A 22897-nucleotide genomic window follows, 5' to 3' on the forward strand; every position below is an offset into this window, starting at 1 on the left:
TTGGCTCCTGTAATGAACGATAATTGTTAGTAGATGATAACCGGGGCAACGTATGCCCCTAGACGTGATAGGACTTAATCGCGGAAGTTATCAAACTGAAGCGGCAATTCAGGGCCCTCTTCGCCGCGCAGCAGCGACATAACGCTTTGTAAGTCGTCACGTTTTTTACCCGTCACGCGAACTTTTTCGCCCTGGATCTGCGCCTGTACTTTAAGCTTGCTGGCCTTGATGCGCTTGACCACATCCTTGGCTTCTGCCGCGTCCAACCCCTGCTTTAAAATGACTTCCTGGCGCGCCTTCACCCCGGAAAGCTCGGGGTCTTTGACATCCATGCAGCGCGCATCGATGCCCCGGGCGATTAATCGGCCACGCAGTACATCCAGCATCTGCTTAAGTTGAAAATCAACCTGGGCTTCCAACTGCACTTTTTCACCTTCAAGGGCAAAGCTTGCATCAACACCTTTAAAATCAAAGCGCGATTGAACTTCACGGTTTGCTTGATCGATAGCGTTCAGAGCTTCGTGCTGATCGAATTCAGACACAATATCAAAAGAGGGCATGGCATTTATCCTAACAAGACATGACCCATTATTTTAGAGCAGCTAGCCCCCTACCGGCCAATCCTGTTGTCAATTAGTGCTAAAAATTTTAATGCGTCTGGGGTGAAACCTTACATACTGTACAAATTTCACTCACTTTTATTCGCATTGCGTGTGAGATGCCGTACGCTACTTGGCGCTTTAGTCGACACGCAGGGTGAAGGAGTAACCATGACAGATCGCGATACGCGTCATAAAGCATCAATGGAAAAGCTTAAAAACCACGTGGATGAGAAAATCGCCAGCGCAACCGAGCAGCGTGGTTTGCTGTTGATAAACACCGGAAATGGTAAGGGCAAAACGACCGCGGCCTGGGGCACGGTGACCCGCGCGTTGGGCTATGACTATAAAGTGGGTGTTATTCAGTTTATCAAAGGCTTATGGGAGTGCGGTGAGCGCAATCGCCTGGAAGCGGACCCCAACCTGGAAGTGGTGGTTATGGCCACAGGCTTTACCTGGGAGACACAAAACCGTGAAGCCGACACCCAGGCTTGCCAGGCGGTATGGAAAGAGGCCGAGCGCATGCTGGCCGACCCCGACACCTATCTAGTGGTATTGGATGAAATTACCTACATGCTCAAATTCGGCTACCTGGATATTGCGACCGTCAAGACAGCGCTTGAAAATCGCCCGCATGAACAAACCGTGATCATCACCGGGCGTAACGCACACCGCGAGCTTGTTACCATGGCGGACACGGTGACGGAAATGCAGGAAATTCGCCACGCCTTCAATAATGGCTTGCAGGCACGCCGGGGCATTGATTTTTAAACGCTAATTTTAACCACATAGCATGCAAAAGGGGCGCCTGAGCGCCCCTTTTCGATTGCCGGAACGGGTCCAGCCTTGCATTACGAATAGCTTATTCGCCGGTAAACGGGTTACGCAGCACAATCGTTTCAACGCGGTCCGGGCCGGTCGAGATGATATCGATGCTGGTACCCACCTGCTCTTCCAGGAAACTGATGTAGGAACGCGCATTTGCCGGCAGGTCTTCCACCTTCTTGGCGCCCAGCGTCGACTCTTTCCAGCCTGGCAGATCCTGGTAAAGCGGCTCGACAGCTTCGTAGCCTTCAGAATCAACCGGGTTGTCCAGCACTTCGCCATCTTTACTGCGATAACCTACGCAGACGCGAATATTTTCCAGGCCATCGAGTACGTCAAGCTTGGTCAGGCAGATACCGGAAACCGAGTTGATCTGTACCGCATGACGTAGCGCGACGGCATCAAACCAACCGCAGCGACGCGGACGACCGGTGGTCGCACCAAACTCGTGGCCACGCTCAGCCAGGTGGCGGCCGTGGTCATCGAACAGCTCCGTGGGGAACGGTCCGGAACCTACGCGAGTAGTGTACGCTTTGGTAATACCCAGTACGTAGTCCAGGTAAAGCGGGCCTACACCAGAACCGGTGGCGGTACCGCCAGCCGTGGTGTTGGAGCTGGTCACGTAGGGATAGGTACCGTGGTCGATATCCAGCAGCGAGCCCTGAGCGCCTTCAAACAGGATGTTCTCACCAGCCTTGCGCAGATCATGGACCATGCTGACCGTGTCGCACACCATCGGGCGCAGCTCATCGGCCATCTGCATAGCGCTATCCAGTACTTCCTGGAAGTCTACCGCCGGTTCGCCGTGGTAGTTGACCAGCACGAAGTTATGGTAGTCCAGCACTTCACCCAGCTTGGAAGCGAAACGCTCGCGGTGGAGCATATCGCCCAGGCGCAGGCCGCGGCGCGCTACCTTGTCTTCGTAAGCAGGGCCGATACCACGCCCAGTGGTGCCGATCTTAGCAACGCCGCGGGCTTTTTCACGCGCCTGATCCAGACGCACGTGATATGGCAGAATCAGCGGGCAGGCAGGCGACAGGCGCAGGCGCTCGCGCACCGGTACACCTTTGTCTTCAAGCTCGCGAATCTCTTTGATCAGCGCTTCGGGAGACAGCACCACCCCGTTGCCGATGACGCAGGTTTTGCCCGGGCGCAAAACGCCCGACGGAATGAGGTGAAGCACGGTTTTTTCACCGTCAATCACCAGCGTATGGCCCGCATTGTGGCCACCCTGGAAACGCACTACCGCCGCCGCTGACTCAGTGAGCAGGTCGACGATTTTGCCTTTACCTTCATCACCCCATTGGGTGCCCAGGACTACGACATTCTTACCCATTATGCACTCGTCTCTTGTGTCAGGGCCGTTGTCTGCCAACAGCCATCGATAAACTCAAGACGGCGGTCACAGTCGTGCTCCGCCGGCCCAGTACGCTGCCCAGGCAGCGCTTGAATCACGCGTTCTCCCTGCTCTCGCAGTGCAACAATGGCAGCGTTGAGAGACTCGTTCTCTTCGGCGGGCGCCCAAATTGCGCCTTTGCCTGGCGAAGCCAGGGCCAATGATGCCAGCTGCTTGAGATCCATTGAAAAGCCAGTGGCTGGGCGTGCACGACCAAAGGCACGCCCCGTATCATCATAGCGGCCGCCTTTGGCCAGCGCATGGCCGTAGCCCGGCACATAGGCAGCGAACATCATACCCGTGTGGTATTGATAGCCGCGCAGCTCCGCAAGGTCAAAATAAAGCGAGACATCAAAGCGGGCTAATATGCCCTGATAAAGAGCATCCAATTGATCAAGCGCAGCGGTCACCGATACGGGCGCACCGGCAAAGCGTTCGCGCGCTTGACCCAGTATTCCAGCATCACCATGAAGCTCGCCCAGCGCCATGAACATATCCGCCAAGGCAGGGTCGCTCACGCTCGCCGCTACTTGCTGTGCCAACTGGCCAGGTGACTTTAATGCCAGCGCTTCAAACAGCGCGCTCTCTTGCTGGTCATTCAGCGCAGCGGCTTCCACCAGACTACGATAAATACCAATATGGCCAAGGGCCAGATGTATTTCGCCAGCGCCCGCTGCTTTTAGACTGGCCAGCGCCAAGTGAATGATTTCACTATCGGCCTCTAATCCCGCATGACCAAACAGCTCAACGCCCACCTGAACCGGACTACGACCGCCCTGATGCTGATCGGCTTTAGCGCGCAGTACGTTGGCGCAGTAGCACAAGCGTACCGGCCCTTGACGCTTGAGCGAATGGGCATCCATACGTGCTACCTGCGGCGTTACATCCGCCGAGGCGCCCATCATGCGGCCCGTTAACTGGTCAGTAAGCTTAAAGGTTTGCAGATCAAGGTCGGTACCCGTACCGGTAAGTAAGGAGTCTAGAAACTCCACCGGCGGCGGCATTACTTGGTCATAGCCCCAGCAATGATATAGATCAAGCAGCGCACGGCGCAGCTCTTCCATGCGGCTTGCCTGAGGCGGAAGCACCTCATCCATGCCGTCGGGCAACAGCCAGCGGTCAGCGATGGTCATGTGAACAATCCTGCAAGACAATGAAAGCCCCGGGCTCGATAAATACGCATTTAACGCATTAACGGTAAATGAGGGCCACAAAAAAACCGGGCGACGCCCGGTTCAATTAAGTCTACCACGTTTATCGCAGGGATGAACCCCGCCAAGCATCATGCTGCCTGGCAAACTTCATCCCCACACAGGCTTACTCTGCCTCACCCGCTTCTGCGCCAGGGTTGGCGCTGCGCAAGTAGCGGAAAAAGTCGCTGCTCGGCTCAAGCACCATGAGATTATCATCGCCTGCGAAGCTTTCACGGTAGGCATTCAGGCTACGCCAGAAAGCGAAAAACTCCTGATCCTGCCCATACGCGTCAGAGAATATGCCAGCCGCTTCAGCATCACCCTCACCGCGCAAAGTTTCCGCACGCTCATTGGCCTGGGCGATAAGTACCTGACGACGACGGTCGGCGTTAGCACGAATACGCTCGGCTTCTTCCTGACCCTGGGCACGCCATTCGCGGGCTTCACGCTCACGCTCTGAGCGCATACGCTCAAATACGGCGGCCGAGACATCTTCCGGCAGATCGATACGTTTGATTCGGATATCGCGTATCGCCACACCCAGCTCTTCACGCATCAAGTTATCAAGCTCTTCCGTGGGACCGATCATAAGGTCGTCGCGGCGCTCAGCGATAATTTCCTGCAGGTTTAGCCGACCAAACTCGTTACGCAGACTTTCATCAACACGCGGCTGAATGAGGCGAATCGCCATCATTTCATCGCCTGCCGTTGCCTCATAATAGCGAGTCGGGTTGATAACCTGCCACTTGACGTAGGAATCAACAATTACCGCTTTCTGCTCAAGCGTCAGATAGCGGCTTGTGTCGGTATCCAGCGTAAGCAAACGGGTATCAAATTTACGCACCGTTTGGGCAACCGGGATTTTAACGTGCAAACCCGCCTGAATGTTTTCTTCGATGACTTCACCAAAGCGCAGCTTGACGGCGCGCTGAGTTTCATCAACAACATACAGACTATTGCTTGCCAACCACGCCACAACTGCCAAACCGCCTACGATCAGCAGGGATCGATTATTAATCATTTACCGGCCCTCCCTGCGGATGGAGCTACTACCTGAAGACGAAGAACTGCTGCTACCTTGGCTGCCACGCAGGCTTTCAATTACGCGCGGATCCAGCTCTTCGCCACCCGTGTTACTGCTGTTATTGCTACCGCTAGATGATGAACCACTGCGTTCGCTATTACCGCGCATCTGATCAAGCGGTAGATACATAAGCGGGGCGTTTTCGCTGACATCCATTAGAACTTTAGGCGTCTGGCCAAACACTGCCTCGATAGTGTCCAGGTACATGCGCTCACGCATGACTTCAGGCGCGTTGCGGTACTCGGTCAGCAGTGCATTAAAGCGGTTGGCCTGACCTTGGGCCTCGGCAACTACCGACTCGCGATACCCCTGACCCTGCTCAACAACACGCTGGGCTTGGCCTTGTGCGGCCGGAATGATTGCGTTGGCGTAGGCCATACCTTCGTTGATGGTACGCTGACGGTCTTCACGTGCCCGAATAACGTCGTCAAAGGCATCAATAACGGGCGCTGGCGCAGACGTAGACTCAATGTTGATCGTCTGCAAACGAACACCGGCGCCATAAGCGTCCAGGTAAGACTGCAGACGACTCGCCACCGAGCTGCCCAGAATTTCACGCCCAGAAGTCAGGATATCAATCATATCCGTACCGCCTACGACGTGGCGCAGCGCGGAATCGAGTGCGTTTTCGATAGACAGCGCAGGATCACGCACATTGAGTACGAAGTCGCGTGGATCCTGTACCTGATACTGCGCAGAAATTTCCACTTCCACGATGTTTTCATCGCGCGTCAGCATCGACTGCGTTTGTGACACGGAACGCACTCGCGTGACGTTAACCATGCGCACATCGTCAATCAGCGGCGGATTCCACTGCAGGCCAGGCTGAACAACGCCCTGATACTCGCCAAAACGTAGCACTACGCCACGCTCGGACTGATCGACAAGATAGAAGCCGGATGCCGCCCATATCGCTAGTGCCACGACAACCAAAAGGCCTGGCAATGCGAGTGAGTTGCGTGGTTTTCCCCCACCGCCGTCTCGCTTGCCGCCGCCTTTCTTCTTGCCGCCACCGCCGAGCATACCGTTTAGCTTGTCTTGAAACTTTTTGAGTGCTTCATCAAGGTCGGGTGGCCCTTGATTGTTGCCCCCATTATTCCCCCCACGATTGCCCCCATCGTTGCCGCCACGGTTACCACCATCCTTATCACCGCGTCGGCCACCACCACTCCATGGGTCGTGCTGGTTGCCACCACCAGGCTCATTCCAGGCCATACTTCGTCTCCACTAAGGTGCTCACCTGCACACCGCATGCCAGCGGGCAAACCGATGCGCTTTATTGAAATTATTGCTATATCAATCTGTTATTACAATTTTCACATGATCGGTAGCTAATCACTTACCACTCATCAGCTTCGCGCAGCGCTTCGGGCAAATACGTATTGGCACGCTCACCGAGCTGGGCCATTAACTGATTGAAGTCGCGGCGTGGCAGTCGAACATCCAGCACCGAACGCCCCTGCTCATCAAACGCTTCTTCACGCACGGCATTCAATTCGTGAAGCCCTGCTCGCAGTTTGCCCTGTTCCGGCGTCAGCGTCAGTGAAAAACCGATAACGTCATTCGCCAGACGTTCGCTAAGCGCCTCATGAAGTAATTCAAGCCCCTGCCCTTGCTGGGCTGATAGCCAAACTACTTCAGGCACGCCATGGCCGTCACGCTCAATACGCGGTGCGCTATCAAGCTTATCGATCTTATTCATTACCTGAAGAACCGGCACGTTATCGGCGCCGATCTCTTTCAATACCCGCTCTACCTGCTCAACGTTTAGCTCGCGATCAGGATCGGCAGCATCAATAACGTGCACCAGCAGCGTGGCCTCAGCCGCCTCCTGGAGCGTTGCCTGGAACGCCTCGACAAGCTTGTGGGGCAAATGCCGGATAAAACCAACCGTATCTGCCATTACCACGGGGCCCACGTCTTCAATTTCAAGGCGTCTTAACGTTGGGTCTAGCGTTGCAAACAGCTGGTCGGCGGCGTATACCTCGGCATTGGTTAACGCATTAAACAGCGTTGATTTACCCGCGTTGGTATAGCCTACCAGCGATACGCTATGAATTTCAGCGCGTGCACGGGCGCGGCGATTCTGCTCGCGCTGGCTGCGCACTTTATCCAGGCGCTTATTGATCGACTTGATGCGCCCTCTTAACAGGCGGCGGTCGGTTTCCAGCTGCGTTTCACCGGGGCCGCGCAGACCAATACCGCCTTTCTGGCGTTCAAGGTGCGTCCATCCGCGTACAAGGCGCGTGGACATATATTCTAACTGAGCAAGCTCAACCTGCAGCTTACCTTCATGGGTTCGTGCCCGCTGCGCAAAAATATCGAGAATCAAACCGGTACGGTCGAGAACACGACACTTGAGTTCTTTCTCAAGGTTGCGCTGCTGGGAAGGACTTAAACTATGATTGAAGATCACGAGTTCCGCCTGGTGAGCCGCGAGCAACGCTCGCAGCTCTTCCAGCTTGCCCGAGCCAATAAAGGTTCGAGAATCAGGACGCTGACGACTGGCGGTGAGCAGCGTCGCGGGCTCTGCACCTGCAGAGCGCACGAGCTCCAAGAACTCACCCGGATCTTCACGTGCTTGCTCATCATGGAAGTCTACATGAACAAGAACTGCCGTCTCACCGGCTTCAGGGCGTTCAAAAAACAATCAATACCTCGTGGACTCTATGGCTCATCCAGCGGTGTTAAATATCCGCATCGGGTGCGGCTGGATCCTGTGCCGGCAAACGCACATTGCGCGAAGGCACCACCGTGGAAATAGCATGCTTATAAACCATCTGACTAACCGTATTACGCAGCAGGATGACAAACTGGTCAAACGATTCGATTTGGCCTTGCAGCTTAATGCCGTTCACCAAAAAGATAGAGACCGGAATGCGCTCTTTGCGCAGAATATTCAAGTACGGGTCTTGAAGGGACTGCCCTTTGGACATGTTGCTCTCCCTAAAACTGTCGTTGGGGTTGGTTATTAATGGCGCGCCCTACTGGTGCTACGCCGCAATCTTTTTTTGCCCGAAAGGCCTGTGTTGTCAAAGCGCCATCCGGCCACTTGAAAACACATACTTACGAAATCACTATCTTACGCTAAGCACCGCTTTCACGCACGAATTTCAGCGTCTTATCCACTACGCCCGCCTGCTGTGAATCAATCCAGGTAAGATTCGACCAGCTTCTTAACCACGTTAGCTGACGCTTAGCCAACTGGCGAGTAGCAATCACACCGCGCTCTTTCAACGCCGCGTAATCGTACTCACCATCAAGATACTCCCACACCTGACGATAGCCGACACTCTTCATGGCAGGAAGGTCGATATGCAGGTCATCACGCTTTTTGAGGGCAGCGACCTCATCTATCAAGCCCTCTGACAGCATAGCGGTAAAACGTTTTTCAATACGCGCATGCAAAACGCTTCTGTCGCTGGGCGACAAGGCTATCGACAACACCCGCCAGGGAAAGGTTTCTGGCTGCTGCTCTTTCCATAACTCACTCATCGGTCGGCCACTGGCGTAATAGACTTCCAGTGCGCGCATCAGGCGCTGCGGGTCGTTGGGATGAATCCGCTGCGCGGATATTGGATCCACATCCATCAACGTTTGATGCAACGCCTCCAAGCCTTCAGCCTGCCGCTGCGCGGCTAAGCGTTCACGAATCACCGGGTCAGCGGCGGGCATATTCGCCACGCCTTCCACCAAGTGTTTGTAATACAGCATGGTGCCGCCAACCAGTAGCGGCACCTTTCCCGCTGCGCTAATTTGCCGCATCTCATTAAGCGCGTCTTGTCGAAAATCAGCCGCCGAATAAGGCTCCGTGGGGTCACGAAGGTCAATCAACCGATGCGGCGCGCGGGCAAGTTCCGCAGCATTGGGCTTTGCGCTGCCAATATCCATGCCGCGGTAAACCATCGCCGAATCGACACTAATCAGCTCATGCCCAAGTTGTTCGTGAAGCGCTATCGCGGTATCGGTTTTTCCGGCCGCCGTGGGCCCCATTAAAAAAATCGCCCAGGGGCGTGTATCAGCCATTTGGTGGCAAACTCCGCCAAAAAGAAATAACAGGAAGGGGCCAGCCTAACGGTGACTGGCCGTGTGACTACTGACCGCGCAAGAATAATCGATCAAGCGCTTTTAAACCCATTTGCGCCCAGGTAGGCCGGCCATGATTGCACTGGTCGCTACGCTCGGTACGCTCCATATCGCGCAGCAGCGCATTCATCTCCTCAATGGTTAGCCGCCGATTGGCACGCACGCTGCCATGGCAGGCCATGGTGGAAAGCAATTCATGAATCCGCGCCTCGACTTGGCGAGTGCGCCCGAAGCGGGCTAGCTCTTCAAGCATTTCACGCACCAGCGCCTCAGGGTCTGCCTGGGCCAATAGTGCCGGCAACTGGCGCACTAAAAGCGTTTCTGGTCCGGCAATATCCAGCTCAATTCCTAACCGAGAAATGGCCTCCTGCTCGCTTTCAGCCGTGGCTACCTCCGCACGGCTGGCAGCCAGAGAAACAGGCACCAGCAGCGGCTGGGTATCAATCCCCTCGGCCGCTGCAAGCTGGTTTTTCATGCGCTCATACACAATCCGCTCATGCGCGGCATGCATGTCCACTAGCACTAGCCCTTGGGCATTTTGCGCCAAAATATAGACACCATGCAGCTGCCCCAACGCAAAGCCTAACGGCGGTGCGCTGGTAGGGTCGCTTTCAGGCATCGCAATGGGGGCTTCCCGAACCTCGCGGACAGGCTGAGCCTCAGCGGCCCAGGCACCCGGCGTTTGCGGGGTTAGCAGTGTTTCTTCATGCCCGGGATGCAGCGCCTGATAGCCCTGCATAAAGCGGCGTACTTTTTCAGCCCCAGGGTGTCGATCTGGCGTTTGCGAAAGCGCCATTCCCTGCTGCTGCCACGCAGGCGTGGCTTGGGCTTGATCAGGCTCGGTGCCAGGCTCGGCTACCTCACCGCTGTCTTGTTCCGCTGACGAACCCGCCGCGTCAATGGATTCATCTTCACCCTCTTGCGTCGGCCTGGATGTCGCCAAACAGTGGTGCAGGCTGGAGTAGAGAAAGTCATGCACCATGCGCCCATCACGAAAGCGTACTTCATGCTTGGTAGGGTGAACGTTGACGTCCACTACATCGGGATCCAGGGTCAAATACAGCACAAACACCGGATGACGACCGTTATACAGCACGTCGCGGTAAGCCTGTCGCACCGCATGGGCCACCAGGCGATCACGCACGACACGCCCATTAACGAAAAAGTACTGCTGGTCTGCCTGGGAGCGCGAATGCGTAGGCAAGCCCACCCAACCGCTCAGGCGCAGGCCGCCTGCCTCACGCTCGATATAGCGTGCGTGCTCGATAAAGTTTTTACCCAACAGCGAGGCGATGCGACGTTCCTGTGCTGCCGCTGAGTGGCCAGGGGGCAACTGGTGCACGATTTTCTGGTTATGTCGCAATACCCAGGCAATGTCGTAACGCGAAAGCGCCTGACGCCGAAATGCCTCTTCCACATGAGCAAATTCGGTTTTTTCGGTACGCAGAAACTTGCGCCGCGCGGGGGTATTAAAGAACAGGTCGCGTACTGCGACACTTGTACCACGCGGATGTGGTGCTGGCGTTACCCGCGCCTCCATACCGCGCCCTTCCGCCACCACTCGCCAGCCGCTGCGCGGATCTTCGTCGGCGTTAGAGATAAGCTCAAGCCGTGACACAGAGCTTATTGAGGCCAGCGCCTCCCCGCGAAAGCCCAGCGAGCTAACGCCCTCCAGGTCTTCCAGGCTGCCGATTTTGCTGGTGGCATGCCGCGCCAGCGCCAGCGGAAGGTCGTCTTCACCAATGCCGATACCGTCATCGCGCACTTTTATGAGCCGTGCCCCGCCCTGCTCGATTTCCACCTCGATGCGCTGACTACCCGCATCGATGGCATTCTCAATCAGCTCTTTGGTTACCGACGACGGGCGTTCAACCACTTCCCCCGCAGCAATCTGGTTAGCCAGGCGAGGGTCGAGGACTTGAATACGCGGCGATAGAGAGATCGACTCAGACACCAGATACCTCAAGAGTTGGGAATACGTAAAACTTGGCCCACACGGATAACATCACCACTTAAATCGTTGGCCTGGCGAAGCTGATTCACCGGCACGCCATGGCGTACGGCAATCGAGGAGAGCGTATCGCCGGACTGAATCCGATATTCATTGCCCGTGGGCCGGCGCTGATTGTCGCGCTGCCATGCCAATAGACTCGTCGGCGGTGGGTTACGCTCAAAGTGCGCGCGTAGACCACTAAAAATAGCCGTTGCAAGCCCCTGCTGGTGAACAGGATCACGCAGTCGACGCTCTTCGGCGGGGTTGGAAATAAATCCGACCTCAATCAAAAGCGAAGGAATATCAGGTGACTTCAGAACCATAAAGCCTGCCTGCTCGACACGTGATTTGTGCAAGCGGTTAATCCGCCCCAGCTGTTCGAGCACCTGCCCACCGATAGAGAGCGAATCGTTTAACGTAGCCGTCATGGTCAGATCGAGCAAAACGCCTCGCAGCACCTGGTCTTTATCACGCAATGAAAGGCTGCCATCCACCCCACCAATCAAATCCGCGCGGTTTTCACTATCGGCCAGCCACTGCGCGGTTTCCGAGGTAGCACCACGCTGTGAAAGCGCATAAACCGAGCTGCCTTCAGGACGCGGGCTGTTAAAGGCATCCGCATGCACAGAAACAAAAAAGTCCGCTTTTTGCTCACGCGCCAGCTGGGTGCGCTGGCGTAGCCCTATATAGTAATCGCTGTCCCGCGTCAGCACCGCCTTGAAGCCCGGCGTGTTGTTGATATCCGAAGCTAGGCGTCGTGCGATATTCAACACCACGTCTTTTTCACGCGTACCTGCGGGGCCAATAGCGCCCGGGTCTTCACCACCGTGCCCCGCATCAACCGCAATAATAATATCGCGCTGGGGATGGGGCTGCGCCGGCTGAACCTCAACAGGTGCAGCCGGTGCCTCGGGCACCACCTGGCTGCCCGGCACTTGCGCTTGCGCCTGGGCATTGCTCTGCTGGGCAAGCATTTCCTGGTCGCGAATCATCGCCTCGATCGGGTCGATGGGGTTTTCAACCGCGCTTTCACCTGGGTACTCAAGATCAACCACCAGGCGGTGGCCGTATTGATCATTGGGGGGCAGCACGAAATGACGCGGTTCAACCTCGCGATTGAGCTCAAGCACTACGCGCAAACCGCCCCCGTCGCGCGTGCCGGTGCGCACAGCGTCAATAGCGCTGCCCTCTAATGGAAGCGTAGAGGCATCGGTATTCAGAACACTCTCGTCCAGATCAATCACCAAGCGCTCGGGATTATCAAGTGCGAAAACGTTAGCACTCGTTAGCCCGGAAAGATCAAATACAAGTCGTGCATGGTCAGGGGCGGCCCATAAACGCATACTTTCAACGTTGGCGGCCTGCACCGAAGAGATCCCTGCCATCAGCGCAATCAGCCCTGGCGTTATAAAGCGCATAAAGCCGGTTTTTTTACTGCTTATGACCATGAAGGGGTACCGTCTTCTGACTGCTTGAACAACATAGTGGACTGCAGCCTGTTAAGGACGCGTTCGCCATGTTCATTGTAGGGCGTTAACGTAACCTGACGCCCCAGATCAGCTACCGCAAGCGACAAGCGAATATCAGGCGCGGGCAGCCAGCCTTCACCTCGGCTTGGCCATTCAATGATGCAGATGGCCTCGTCTGAAAGCACATCGCGACCGCCTATAAACTCAAGCTCTTCAGGGTCTGCCACACGATAGAGGTCCAGATGATAAATACGCTGTGCATCCAACTCATAAGGTTCGACCAGCGTATAGGTCGGGCTTTTTACCGCACCAAGATGGCCGTAGGCACGTAATATGCCACGCGTTAACGTCGTTTTACCGGCACCTAAGTCACCTTCCAGATAAATACGCCCACGCCCCTGCAAGGCGCGTCCCAGCGCCTCACCAAAGGCGACTTGTGCCTCTTCGTTATCCAATTGCACCTGCATGCGGGCTGCCTTTACGGGTTGATCAATTCTCGCGCATAGAATGCCAGATCGCTTGCCAGCAAGCCACGTTCTCCTGACACCTTAGCGGCGCGATCTGCAGCAAGGGCATGCACCAGCGTGCCAAGCCAGGCGCACTGTTCGACATCCCCACGTTGCGCCACCAACGCGCCCAGCATGCCGCTAAGCACATCGCCCATACCACCACTGGCCATGCCTGGGTTTCCGTATGGACATACTGCCAGCCCATAAGGACTGGCAATCAAGCTACCCGAGCCTTTTAAAATCACCACCCCACCGCGGGCTTTTTGCAGCGCGCGCACTGCGGCAGGCCGATTCGCCTGAACATCCGCCGTGGAACAGCCCAGCAGGCGTGCGGCCTCACCGGGGTGCGGCGTCAATATCCAGTTGTCGCGGCGCTCCTCCGGCCAGTGGCTTGAGAGTAAGTTCAGCCCATCGGCATCAATCACCAGCGGCACCTCAGAGGCCAACACATACTGAAGCACCGCTTGCCCCCAGGCAGCCTGGCCTGTACCTGGCCCCACCACCATCACATCAGCTTTCTGAGGCAGTTCATCCAAGTCGGCACCACCACGTACGCCATGCGCCATGACTTCGGGACAGTTGATTAAACTGGCCGTGATGTGCTCCGGCGCCGTTGCCAGGCTCACTTTGCCAGCCCCCAGCCGCGCCGCCGCCCGAGAGGCTAATAACGCCGCGCCACCAAAACCGGGGGCACCGCCTAACACCAGCACATGGCCCATATCGCCTTTATGGCTGGTACGCGAGCGCGGCACAAAGGTCTCATTGAGCCACGTTTCATCCAACCGCCACGCAAAGGGCGGAATATCAACAAATGCCTGCGCCTTAACGCCTAAAGGGCGAAAATCGATTTCCCCCGTGTGGGCGGGAGCTTCTCCGGTATGCAGGCCCATCTTATCGCCGATAAACGTTACCGTGCAGCTGGCCTGGACAGCTTCACCCAGCACTGCCCCGGTATCGGCTGCAAGCCCCGAAGGAATATCAATCGCCATTACGGGCCGCCTGGATGCATTAATCGCCCTAATCGCCTGCTGAACTGGTCCCGTGACTTCTCCGGTTAAGCCGATACCTAACAGGGCATCGATAATCACCTCGCCGGTAAAAACACACTCTGCCTGCCACTCTTCACAGCCGACGCCAGCTGAGGTGGCAAGTTCCGCTGCCCGAGCAGCATCGCCCGTCAATGCATCCAGCGGCTTAAGCGTAATGCGCTGGACTTTAAGGCCAGACTGAATGGCCAACGCCGCCAGCACGTGACCATCCCCGCCATTATTACCGCCGCCACACAGCACCGTTAAACTACGCACCTGGGGCCAGCGCGCCCGAAAACTATGCCAGGCACTCGATGCAGCTCGCTGCATAAGGGCGAAGCCTTCGATGCCCCCGGCAATGGTGCGACGGTCCAGTTCACGGACTTGCTCTGCGGTAAATAATGGGCGTAGTGTGGAAGCACTCAAGGTAAGCACAATCTCTCCTTTCGCATGTTGTGATGGCGGTCAATGCGTTAGCATAGCGCGACTAATGCTCGACCGTAGACTGATGATGCCCTCTTCCACTGCTTCTGCACTTTCTTATCATGAGCTGGCGCGCCTTGCCGACCTCATCAAAACCTGGGGCCGCGAACTTGGCTTTCAGCAAGTAGGTATTACCGATACGCAGCTCGATGCCCACGAGCAGCATCTCAACGCGTGGCTGCACAAAGGTTACCACGGTGAAATGGGCTTTATGGATAAGCATGGCACCAAGCGTACTCGCCCGGCTGAACTTGAACCGGGCACACGGCGGGTGATCAGTGTCCGCATGGACTATTTGCCCCCGGAAGTCGAAACCACCCGGCTGCTCGGCCAACCCAACAAAGCCTATGTATCACGCTACGCACTGGGCCGCGATTATCATAAGCTGATACGCAAGCGCCTGGCCCAGCTGGGTAAAAAAATCGAGCAGGAAGTAGGTCCCTTCGGCTACCGCGCGTTTGTGGATTCCGCCCCGGTGATGGAGCGTGCCCTGGCACAAAAAGCGGGCCTGGGCTGGTTTGGCAAAAACGCCATGCTCTTAAACCCCAAAGCGGGTTCGCTGTTTTTTCTGGGCGAGCTTTATACCGACCTGCCCCTGCCCGTTGACCCGCCCTATGAACGGGAGCACTGCGGCAGCTGCGACGCCTGCCAGACGGCGTGCCCGACCGGTGCGATTGTCGATGACAAGGTGATTGATTCGCGCAAGTGCATCTCTTATTTGACCATTGAGCTGCACGGCGCGATTCCGGTGGAGTTTCGCCGCGCCATGGGTAACCGAGTGTATGGCTGCGACGACTGCCAGCTAGTTTGTCCTTTTACACGCTTCACGCGGATAAGCAACGAGCAGGACTTTGCACCCCGCCACGATCTCGACCGCGCGTCACTGCTCAACCTGTTTGCCTGGGGCGAAGAGGAGTTTCTGGATAAAACCGCTGGCAGTCCCATTCGGCGTATCGGCTATGAGCGCTGGCTGCGCAATATCGCCATTGGCCTTGGCAATGCACCCTGGAGCGAAGCCGTTGAAGCCGCACTTTGGGCACGCCGGGCTTACCCCAGCGCCCTGGTACGTGAGCATGTCGCCTGGGCGCTTGACGAGCAGCGCCTCAAGCGTGAAGCAGTTATTGCCACTAGCGCGCCTTAACGCTGCCGAGGCTTACTCTTCTTCGTCATGCTCGCCGGCTACGCGCAAAAAAGTATTACGGTAGTGGGCAAGCTCGGCAATCGACTCTTTAATATCATCCATCGCCAGGTGAACGTTGCGTTTGCTAAAACCAGCAAGCGCGCCTGGGTTCCAACGCTTGGCGAGCTCCTTAACGCTTGAAACATCCAGGTTGCGGTAGTGGAAGAAACTCCACAGCGCGGGCATTTCGCGCTCTAGAAAGCGTCTGTCCTGATGAATACTGTTGCCGCACATCGGTGAGCTACCGGGCGTTACGTATTGGCGTAAAAATTCCAGCGTTTGCTGCTCCGCACTGGCCGTATCGACGTTACTTGCCTTGATACGCGCGACCAGCCCCGATTCCCCATGGGTTTTCTGGTTCCAGTCATCCATACTGGCGAGCAGGCTGTCCGACTGCTTCACCGCAATGACCGGGCCTTCGGCCACGACGTTTAAATCTGCATCGGTAATTAACGTGGCGACCTCAATAATGCGCTCTTTATTCGGATCCAGGCCGGTCATCTCAAGGTCAATCCATACCAGCAGATCGCTGCGCGGTGCGGTAGTGTCGTTCATGCTTTTCTCCAAGATAGCCGACGGGTCGAGTTACCCGGCGTCAGTTAACAGGTACAATAAGTCTATTGTACCGAGCATCGGGTGGTCATGAGCAAACGTAAATTAAGCCGTCAACAGCAATGGCGGGTCGACAAGATCCAGGCCGAACGTGCCCAACGCGCTGAAAAGCGTGAAGTGCAGGATACGGATAAACTCGCCGCCGGAGAATACGGCGCCGAACAACCAGGCCGCGTAATGGCCCATTTTGGACGCACGCTGGAAGTACGCAACGCCGATGGCACCCCCGTACGCTGCCACCTACGCGCTAATCTGGAAGGCCTGGTAACCGGCGACCGAGTGATCTGGCGCGCAGGCCAAGACGGTTCAGGCGTTGTAGTAGCACGCGAAGAGCGTGACAGCGTCCTTAAACGCCCTGATGCCCGCGGGCTTTTAAAGCCGGTTGCCGCAAATATTGATCAGATACTGATTGTCTTCGCCGTGGAGCCCGCACCGCACCCTAACCTTATCGACCGCTATCTAGTTGCCGCCGAAGCGACCGATATCGCGCCTGTGCTTGTGCTTAACAAAATCGATCTGCTTCCGGAAGACGGCGGAGAGTTAAGCAAACTGCTTGAGCGCTATCACAGCCTGGGCTATCCGGTGGTGCGTACCACCACGGCCAATGAAGCAGGGCTTGAACCTTTACGCCAACAGCTTGAAGGCCGCACATCGGTTTTCGTTGGCCAAAGCGGCGTGGGTAAATCCTCCTTGATCGATCTGCTGCTACCCGATGAATCGCTGCGTATCGGCGCGCTTTCCGAAGATTCGCGTAAGGGCACGCACACCACAACGACAGCTCGGCTTTACACCATGAACCGTGACGAGGTCACCGATGGTGAGCTGATCGATTCCCCCGGTATTCGCGAGTTCGGCTTGATCCACTTGACCGAGCAGGATGTGACCGACGGCTTTATTGAGTTTCATCCCTTTATTGGACATTGCCGCTTCCGCGATTGCCGGCACCGGGCGGAACCCGGCTGCGCTTTACTTGAAGCGGTTGAGGCAGGCAAGATTCATCCAGAACGTTTTGCCAGCTATCGACGCATTCTCGATAGCCTAGATGCCTGAATTTTATAGGAGCCGTCCATGAGCACCGAGCACCCGTCATCAGAATCAAATTTTCTGCCACTCATTGTTGAACCCGAGCAGCTCAAGTCGCATCTAGACAGCCCTGAACTGCTGATTATCGATGCCCCGGTCAACCCGGACAGCTACCGCCAGGGGCATGTACCTGGGGCTGTATATCTCGATTTCCGCTATTTGATGCGTGGCGAAGGGCCAGTGCCCAATGACGTTCCCAGCGTCGAGTTTTTATCCCAGCTGTTCAGCGCACTCGGCCTTACGCGCGATACGCATGTCGTGGCGTATGATGATGAAGGCGGCGGCTGGGCTGCGCGCCTTTTATGGACATTGGAGTTGATTGGGCACACCCGTTACTCTTATTTAAACGGCGGCATTCACGCCTGGCGCGATGCAGGCATGCCCGAAAGCACCGAGCAAACACTCCCTTCGCCTAGTGAATACCATGCGCAGGTTTTAAACCCGCAGGCGCTCATTACCTGTGATGAGATTAAAGCCAAGCTGGGTGACAAGCAGTTTGCGGTTTGGGATGCCCGCTCCAAAGGCGAATATGACGGCGAGAAAGGCAATAATAAGCATCTTGGTCATATTCCAGGTGCGGTAAATATGGATTGGCTTAATGCCATGGACCGCACTCGTGCTTTGCGTATTCGCGACTATGCCGAGCTTATCACCGAGCTTGGAGCCATGGGCCTGACGCCAGATATGGAAGTGGCCACCCACTGCCAGAGCCACCACCGCAGCAGCTTTACCTGGCTGGTGGGTAAAGCACTAGGATTTAATATACGCGGCTATGCGGGCTCTTGGGGTGAATGGGGTAACCGCGACGATACGCCGATTGAAAAGTAACGTGGCCGGCCGTGCTGGTCCTACGTTTAACCACTGCTAAAAGTAATTAATGTGACGCTATCTCAAAAAGCTTTTTCGTTACTCCAGTACCCGCTTCCGCATCACGCCCTCTCGCGCCTGACCGGCAAATTTGCGCAAAGCGAGGTGCCGTGGCTGAAAAACGCGCTGATTAAAGCGTTTATTAAACGATTTAACGTCGACATGAGCCAAGCGCTTGAACCGGACCCGACGGCCTATGCCAATTTTAACGCGTTCTTTACCCGCGTTTTACAAGTCGATGCCCGCCCGCTGGGTGAAGGTCTACTAAGCCCGACCGACGGCTCGCTTTCGCGCCATGGCCGCCTGCAGGAGGGCCAGCTGGTTCAAGCCAAGGGTCATACCTATTCAGCGCAAACGTTGCTGGGTGGGGATGCGGCGCTGGCAGAGGAATTTATGGGTGGGAGTTTTGCGACCGTCTATCTTTCGCCACGTGATTATCACCGCGTACATATGCCAATGACCGGCACGCTGCGCGAGATGATCTATGTGCCTGGACGTATCTTCTCGGTCAATAAAGCCACCGCAAGCTACGTGCCGAACCTGTTTGCACGCAATGAACGCCTGGTGTGCATTTTTGATTCCGAGCACGGCGCGTTTGCCATGGTGCTGGTCGGCGCAATGGTGGTTGCCGCCATTGAAACCGTGTGGTCTGGGCAGGTAACGCCGCTGGCGGGCGTGCCCCAACGCACGCGCTTTGACAATAAGATCACCCTTGAGCGCGGCGAGGAAATGGGGCTATTTAAACTCGGCTCTACCGTGGTGATGTGCTTTGCCAACCCGGTCGCGTTTGCCGATTATCCGCCGGAAACCATGGTGAGTATGGGCCAAACGCTAGGCGATTTTGCAAGCCAGCCGATACAGCGCCAAGCCTTAGTTTGAAGATGCCGCTACCCCAGCAAGAAAGATCGTCAAGCAGCGTTTCGCCCGCGCGTTGCACTGCGCCTCGTCAAGCTGCAGGTCACGGCCAAGCAAAGCATCGATATGCCATTCGCCTATCAGCATCCCCATGAAAATCCCGGCGGCCTCGCGTGGGTCTTCAATATCCAGACGGCCGCTGGCAACCTGATCACTGAGATAGTTGGCGAGCGCCTGGCGGGTCTGATCAGGCCCCCGGGTCAGAAACAGCTCGCCAAGCTCAGGGGACCGCTCAGCCTCGAACGCCAGTCCGCGCACTAACCGTATCACGCTCGGGTTAAATATCAGCATCAACATACGCCGCCCTAATTCGTACAACACCTGCTCAGGGGCCTGACGGTCCCGCCGCCCTTCTTCGAGTACTGCCCATGCCGCGCCGATATGGCGCTCCATCGCCGCCGTAAATAGCCCCTCTTTATTGCCGAACTGCTTGTATAACGTCGCAAGCGACCCGCCGGCACGTGCCACTACCTCGTTGACGCTGGCGCCCGCATAGCCCTGCTCAAGAAAAACATCCCGAGCTGCGTCCAGCAGGCGCTCACGCCGCGCTATCCCGCGTGCAGTCAACGTAGCGCCTTCATTCTCAGGCTGTTCAGCGGTAGTAGAAGACCCTAATCGAGACATTCTTACTCCTATTCAAACCGTTTACTGACATATAGCTGTTTGACGTCAGCATCGTTTCAATTTTTACATATAGCGTGCGAACAAAGTAGCCATGTAGTGTAGCATTCATTACACTATAGAGCTTCTTTCCCGATGACCGTTCAACGGGATGACATGCGTTGAGGAGTTGGCCATGCGCTCAAATGGCAAGCAAAGCGAAACCCCGGATACACATCAAAGCGATACGCCAGTTGCACCCGCCAATAGCCACTCCAGCGGCAAACCCAAGCGCAAGATTCTGGCGGTGCTGGTGGGTCTTATCGCGTTGGCGGGGATTATCTGGTGGGGCGTAGGCTGGTGGCAAGTCGGACGCTTTATGGAAGAGACCGACAATGCCTATGTGCGCACCGACAGCGTGGCTGTGCGCGCCGAGCTTTCTGCGCGCGTCGCACTCGTTGCGGTGAACGACAATCAGACGGTTAAGCAAGGTGACCTACTGGTGCGTCTGGACGATGAAAGCTACCGCGATCAGGTGGCGCAAGCCGAGGCCCAGCAAGCGGTTGCGGCAGCCTCGATTGTCCAGTCGCGTCGCCAGGTGGAGCTTCAGCAGGCAGCCATCGATCAGGCAACCACCCAGGTCGATGCTACCCAGGCCGATGTTGACCGAGCGCGCCAGCACCTTGAGCGCTCGTCGTCACTGGCGGCCAACAACTACGGCTCGCGCCAGCAGCGTGAGGATGATCAAACCGCGCAGCGCGTCGCTGAGGCCAATCTGGCCAGCAGCCAGGCAGCCGTTGTCTCGGCCAGACGCCAACTGGCCGTGGCAGAGAGCGATGTGACCCGCGCCGAAGCCAACCTGGATGCCGCGAGTGCCGATCTTGCCTACACTCGCCATCAGCTCGACAAAACGCGCATTCTTGCGCCGCGTGATGGGGTGGTCGGCAACCTTCGAGTCGAAGTTGGCACTGTCGCGCAGCCGTCGTTAACGCTGTTGCAATTGGTGCCCATCGAGTCGGCCTACGTAGCAGCCAACTTCAAAGAGACCCAGCTTGAGCGAATTCGCATCGGGCAATCCGTTACGGTTCACCTGGATGCGTATCCTAATATCACCTTTGAAGGCATCGTTGACAGCCTGTCACCGGCGACAGGCACCGAGTTCAGCCTGCTGCCCCAGGACAACGCCACCGGCAACTTCAACAAAATCGTTCAGCGCGTACCGGTCAAGATCCGAATTACAGCCCCACAAGAAGCGCTGCATCTACTGCGCGCCGGACTTTCGGCGCTTCCTGAAATCGATACGCGAGAACTTGAGCCTAAGCTTGAACCTGAGCCACCGCGGGAAAATAGCGCACGGCTTGCCCACTCAAACGCCGCTAACGCTTCCCAGCAACAGCCCCAGCTATGAGCGAGGCAGCCGCAAGCCCAGTGTTGGGCGCCAGCGACATGCCACCCTGGCGGCAGCGAATTGGCTTTATCGCTGCCGTGTTTGGCATGTTCATGGCCATTTTGGACATTCAAATTGTCGCCAGCTCGCTTAACGAGATTCAATCGGGGCTTTCGGCCAGCGAAGACCAGATATCCTGGGTACAGACTTCCTACCTGATTGCGGAGATCGTGATGATTCCGCTCTCGGGCATGCTGATGCGCATTCTCTCCACGCGGGTCGCCTTTACCCTTTCCTGCGCGGGTTTTACGTTGGCAAGCCTTGGCTGCGCGCTGGCCACATCCATTGAGCAGCTGATCGTGCTGCGCGCCATTCAGGGCTTCATGGGCGGGGCAATGATTCCGATCACCCAGGCGGTCAGCTTTTCGATCTTTCCCCGGCGGGTGATGGGCAGCGTTCAGGCGGTGATCGGCATGGTCGTTACCATGGCACCTTCGATTGGTCCGACCGTGGGTGGCTACATTACCGAAACCCAGAGCTGGCACTGGTTGTTTTTGGCCAACGTGATTCCCGGCATCCTGGTGTGCTGGGCGGCATGGACATTTCTGGATATCGATAAACCCAATCACGCCATCGCACGCAGGCTGGATCTTGTCGGCCTGGCCCTTATCGCGGTATTTCTGGGAACGCTTGAGTTCGTGCTTGAGGAAGGCCCGGGCGATGACTGGTTCGCCAGCCGCCAGATCACCCTGTTTAGCCTGGTCTGTTTAGTCGCGGGCATCTGGTTTTTTGTGCGTACACTGCGCAGCGATCATCCCATCGTCGATCTGCGCGCTTTCGCCAACCGCAACTTTGCTATCGGCGCGGGGATGGGCTTTATCATCGGCATTGCCCTGTATGGGCTGGTTTACATCATGCCGCTTTTCTTTGGCTACGTGCGTGGCTACTCCAGCCTGCAAATCGGCCAGGTGATGTTCGTGACCGGACTTACCATGTTCCTATGCGCCCCCATCGTCGGCCAAGCCTCCAACCGTCTGGATCTGCGCGTATTGCTGTTTTTGGGCCTGCTGCTAGTCGGCGTAGGCACCATGATGAACGCCAACCTCACGGTAGAGTCAGGGTTCTGGCAGTTCTGCGTGCCACAAATCGTGCGGGGCATGGGTCTTATCATGTGCATCATACCGGCATCGCGGATCGCTCTCGGCACCCTGCCCCCCAGCGAAGTGGGTAACGCCAGCGGGCTATTTAACGTGATGCGTAACCTGGGCGGCGCCATGGGTCTGGCACTGCTCGACACCGTGCGTGATATCCGCGAGGACTTTCACTGGAACCAGCTAATTCCGGCTATCGATACTGGGCGCGATGTGGTGGGGGCGGAGATCGCCAAGTATGAGGCCATGCTGAGCGGCACGGTACCCGATGCCTACCACGCCGCCGTGGGGTTACTTACGCAGCGGGTTTCACAGCAGGCCCAGGTGCTGGCTTTCAATGACATCTTTACCTGGCTGGGCCTGATTTATATCGCTACGGTGCCACTGGTGTTTTTACTCAAACGCCTCAAGGCTTAGCGAGTAGCTAGGCCAAAAAT

At 56.6% G+C, this 22897-nt stretch carries 21 protein-coding genes; 7 read left to right on the forward strand and 14 right to left on the reverse strand.

All coding sequences use genetic code 11. The features are described 5' to 3' along the window. Positions 1-74 precede the first annotated feature (74 nt). Complete coding sequence (locus ACT3R7_RS01050; RefSeq protein WP_192537119.1) at positions 75-560, reverse strand: YajQ family cyclic di-GMP-binding protein; 486 nt, start codon at positions 558-560, stop codon at positions 75-77. Positions 561-770: 210 nt separating this feature from the next. Here ACT3R7_RS01050 and cobO point away from each other — a divergent pair, with 210 nt between their 5' ends. Next, on the forward strand, positions 771-1370 hold the full coding sequence (cobO, locus tag ACT3R7_RS01055) for a cob(I)yrinic acid a,c-diamide adenosyltransferase (protein ID WP_192537117.1): 600 nt from the start codon (positions 771-773) through the stop codon (positions 1368-1370). 91 nt (positions 1371-1461) lie between these two features. Here the strand turns inward: cobO and ACT3R7_RS01060 are convergent, their stop codons facing one another. The 11 genes from ACT3R7_RS01060 to ACT3R7_RS01110 form a co-directional block, all read right to left on the reverse strand. Next, entirely contained in the window at positions 1462-2760 is a 1299-nt protein-coding gene (locus ACT3R7_RS01060) for an adenylosuccinate synthase (RefSeq protein ID WP_192537116.1), read from the reverse strand. After that, positions 2760-3953 carry an ATP phosphoribosyltransferase regulatory subunit gene (locus ACT3R7_RS01065; RefSeq protein WP_417421024.1) on the reverse strand — a complete coding sequence of 398 codons (1194 nt, stop codon included), beginning with the start codon at positions 3951-3953 and terminating at the stop codon, positions 2760-2762. Before ACT3R7_RS01065 ends, ACT3R7_RS01060 begins: the two co-directional genes overlap by 1 nt. 184 nt (positions 3954-4137) lie before the next feature. Further along, a complete protein-coding gene (gene hflC / locus ACT3R7_RS01070; protein ID WP_192537114.1) occupies positions 4138-5034 on the reverse strand; it encodes a protease modulator HflC in 897 nt (298 codons plus the stop codon). After that, the gene (hflK, locus tag ACT3R7_RS01075; RefSeq protein ID WP_417421026.1) at positions 5035-6312 is read right to left on the reverse strand and encodes an FtsH protease activity modulator HflK; all 1278 of its coding nucleotides are present in this window, start codon (positions 6310-6312) and stop codon (positions 5035-5037) included. A 124-nt stretch (positions 6313-6436) separates the two neighbouring features. After that, a complete protein-coding gene (gene hflX, locus ACT3R7_RS01080) occupies positions 6437-7747 on the reverse strand; it encodes a ribosome rescue GTPase HflX (RefSeq protein ID WP_192537112.1) in 1311 nt (436 codons plus the stop codon). Positions 7748-7784: 37 nt separating this feature from the next. Continuing rightward, a complete protein-coding gene (gene hfq, locus ACT3R7_RS01085) occupies positions 7785-8033 on the reverse strand; it encodes an RNA chaperone Hfq (protein ID WP_009099947.1) in 249 nt (82 codons plus the stop codon). A 151-nt stretch (positions 8034-8184) separates the two neighbouring features. After that, a complete protein-coding gene (miaA, locus tag ACT3R7_RS01090) occupies positions 8185-9123 on the reverse strand; it encodes a tRNA (adenosine(37)-N6)-dimethylallyltransferase MiaA (protein ID WP_018915702.1) in 939 nt (312 codons plus the stop codon). 67 nt (positions 9124-9190) lie between these two features. Continuing rightward, positions 9191-11137 carry a DNA mismatch repair endonuclease MutL gene (mutL, locus tag ACT3R7_RS01095; RefSeq protein ID WP_441676243.1) on the reverse strand — a complete coding sequence of 649 codons (1947 nt, stop codon included), beginning with the start codon at positions 11135-11137 and terminating at the stop codon, positions 9191-9193. Between the two features lie 8 nt (positions 11138-11145). Next, the gene (locus tag ACT3R7_RS01100) at positions 11146-12594 is read right to left on the reverse strand and encodes an N-acetylmuramoyl-L-alanine amidase (RefSeq protein ID WP_225736064.1); all 1449 of its coding nucleotides are present in this window, start codon (positions 12592-12594) and stop codon (positions 11146-11148) included. A 20-nt stretch (positions 12595-12614) separates the two neighbouring features. After that, positions 12615-13112 carry a tRNA (adenosine(37)-N6)-threonylcarbamoyltransferase complex ATPase subunit type 1 TsaE gene (tsaE, locus tag ACT3R7_RS01105; RefSeq protein WP_192537103.1) on the reverse strand — a complete coding sequence of 166 codons (498 nt, stop codon included), beginning with the start codon at positions 13110-13112 and terminating at the stop codon, positions 12615-12617. Between the two features lie 11 nt (positions 13113-13123). After that, complete coding sequence (locus ACT3R7_RS01110; RefSeq protein WP_417421033.1) at positions 13124-14617, reverse strand: NAD(P)H-hydrate dehydratase; 1494 nt, start codon at positions 14615-14617, stop codon at positions 13124-13126. A 55-nt stretch (positions 14618-14672) separates the two neighbouring features. Here ACT3R7_RS01110 and queG point away from each other — a divergent pair, with 55 nt between their 5' ends. Next, a complete protein-coding gene (gene queG, locus ACT3R7_RS01115) occupies positions 14673-15806 on the forward strand; it encodes a tRNA epoxyqueuosine(34) reductase QueG (RefSeq protein ID WP_417421035.1) in 1134 nt (377 codons plus the stop codon). A 12-nt stretch (positions 15807-15818) separates the two neighbouring features. On the opposite strand, the gene orn is transcribed toward queG, so the two are convergent. Then, positions 15819-16400, reverse strand: coding sequence for an oligoribonuclease (gene orn / locus ACT3R7_RS01120; protein ID WP_192537101.1), 582 nt, complete (start codon positions 16398-16400; stop codon positions 15819-15821). Between the two features lie 87 nt (positions 16401-16487). Here orn and rsgA point away from each other — a divergent pair, with 87 nt between their 5' ends. From rsgA to asd, 3 genes are read left to right on the forward strand one after another with little or no spacing between them, the layout of a single operon-like run. Beyond that, complete coding sequence (gene rsgA / locus ACT3R7_RS01125) at positions 16488-17507, forward strand: small ribosomal subunit biogenesis GTPase RsgA (protein ID WP_192537099.1); 1020 nt, start codon at positions 16488-16490, stop codon at positions 17505-17507. Between the two features lie 18 nt (positions 17508-17525). After that, entirely contained in the window at positions 17526-18368 is an 843-nt protein-coding gene (locus tag ACT3R7_RS01130; RefSeq protein ID WP_496198714.1) for a sulfurtransferase, read from the forward strand. A gap of 51 nt (positions 18369-18419) precedes the next feature. Beyond that, positions 18420-19286, forward strand: a complete 867-nt coding sequence (asd, locus tag ACT3R7_RS01135) for an archaetidylserine decarboxylase (protein WP_496198715.1) — start codon at positions 18420-18422, stop codon at positions 19284-19286. Here the strand turns inward: asd and ACT3R7_RS01140 are convergent. Beyond that, positions 19278-19946: a TetR/AcrR family transcriptional regulator C-terminal domain-containing protein gene (locus ACT3R7_RS01140; RefSeq protein WP_417421041.1), complete on the reverse strand. Its 669-nt coding sequence runs from the start codon at positions 19944-19946 to the stop codon at positions 19278-19280. The two genes, asd and ACT3R7_RS01140, sit on opposite strands and share 9 nt — an antisense overlap. Before the next feature lie 172 nt (positions 19947-20118). Here ACT3R7_RS01140 and ACT3R7_RS01145 point away from each other — a divergent pair, with 172 nt between their 5' ends. Both ACT3R7_RS01145 and ACT3R7_RS01150 read left to right on the forward strand, forming a co-directional pair. Then, positions 20119-21330, forward strand: a complete 1212-nt coding sequence (locus ACT3R7_RS01145) for an HlyD family secretion protein (protein WP_417421043.1) — start codon at positions 20119-20121, stop codon at positions 21328-21330. After that, complete coding sequence (locus ACT3R7_RS01150) at positions 21327-22877, forward strand: DHA2 family efflux MFS transporter permease subunit (protein ID WP_192537094.1); 1551 nt, start codon at positions 21327-21329, stop codon at positions 22875-22877. The genes ACT3R7_RS01145 and ACT3R7_RS01150 overlap by 4 nt, the downstream gene beginning before the upstream one ends. Positions 22878-22897: the final 20 nt, after the last annotated feature.

The sequence above is a fragment of the Halomonas sp. AOP43-A1-21 genome (assembly GCF_052376775.1).
GTDB lineage: Bacteria > Pseudomonadota > Gammaproteobacteria > Pseudomonadales > Halomonadaceae > Vreelandella > Vreelandella colorata.

Excerpts from the sequence above, each read along its gene's own strand:
- hflC (WP_192537114.1), bottom strand. The coding sequence starts at position 5,034 with ATGATTAATAATCGATCCCTGCTGATCGTAGGCGGTTTGGCAGTTGTG.
- ACT3R7_RS01100 (WP_225736064.1), bottom strand. The coding sequence starts at position 12,594 with ATGCGCTTTATAACGCCAGGGCTGATTGCGCTGATGGCAGGGATCTCT.
- hflK (WP_417421026.1), bottom strand. The coding sequence starts at position 6,312 with ATGGCCTGGAATGAGCCTGGTGGTGGCAACCAGCACGACCCATGGAGT.
- ACT3R7_RS01130 (WP_496198714.1), top strand. The coding sequence starts at position 17,526 with ATGAGCACCGAGCACCCGTCATCAGAATCAAATTTTCTGCCACTCATT.
- ACT3R7_RS01145 (WP_417421043.1), top strand. The coding sequence starts at position 20,119 with ATGCGCTCAAATGGCAAGCAAAGCGAAACCCCGGATACACATCAAAGC.
- ACT3R7_RS01060 (WP_192537116.1), bottom strand. The coding sequence starts at position 2,760 with ATGGGTAAGAATGTCGTAGTCCTGGGCACCCAATGGGGTGATGAAGGT.
- ACT3R7_RS01050 (WP_192537119.1), bottom strand. The coding sequence starts at position 560 with ATGCCCTCTTTTGATATTGTGTCTGAATTCGATCAGCACGAAGCTCTG.
- ACT3R7_RS01065 (WP_417421024.1), bottom strand. The coding sequence starts at position 3,953 with ATGACCATCGCTGACCGCTGGCTGTTGCCCGACGGCATGGATGAGGTG.
- queG (WP_417421035.1), top strand. The coding sequence starts at position 14,673 with ATGCTCGACCGTAGACTGATGATGCCCTCTTCCACTGCTTCTGCACTT.
- ACT3R7_RS01140 (WP_417421041.1), bottom strand. The coding sequence starts at position 19,946 with ATGTCTCGATTAGGGTCTTCTACTACCGCTGAACAGCCTGAGAATGAA.
- miaA (WP_018915702.1), bottom strand. The coding sequence starts at position 9,123 with ATGGCTGATACACGCCCCTGGGCGATTTTTTTAATGGGGCCCACGGCG.
- cobO (WP_192537117.1), top strand. The coding sequence starts at position 771 with ATGACAGATCGCGATACGCGTCATAAAGCATCAATGGAAAAGCTTAAA.
- tsaE (WP_192537103.1), bottom strand. The coding sequence starts at position 13,112 with ATGCAGGTGCAATTGGATAACGAAGAGGCACAAGTCGCCTTTGGTGAG.
- orn (WP_192537101.1), bottom strand. The coding sequence starts at position 16,400 with ATGAACGACACTACCGCACCGCGCAGCGATCTGCTGGTATGGATTGAC.
- rsgA (WP_192537099.1), top strand. The coding sequence starts at position 16,488 with ATGAGCAAACGTAAATTAAGCCGTCAACAGCAATGGCGGGTCGACAAG.
- ACT3R7_RS01150 (WP_192537094.1), top strand. The coding sequence starts at position 21,327 with ATGAGCGAGGCAGCCGCAAGCCCAGTGTTGGGCGCCAGCGACATGCCA.
- hfq (WP_009099947.1), bottom strand. The coding sequence starts at position 8,033 with ATGTCCAAAGGGCAGTCCCTTCAAGACCCGTACTTGAATATTCTGCGC.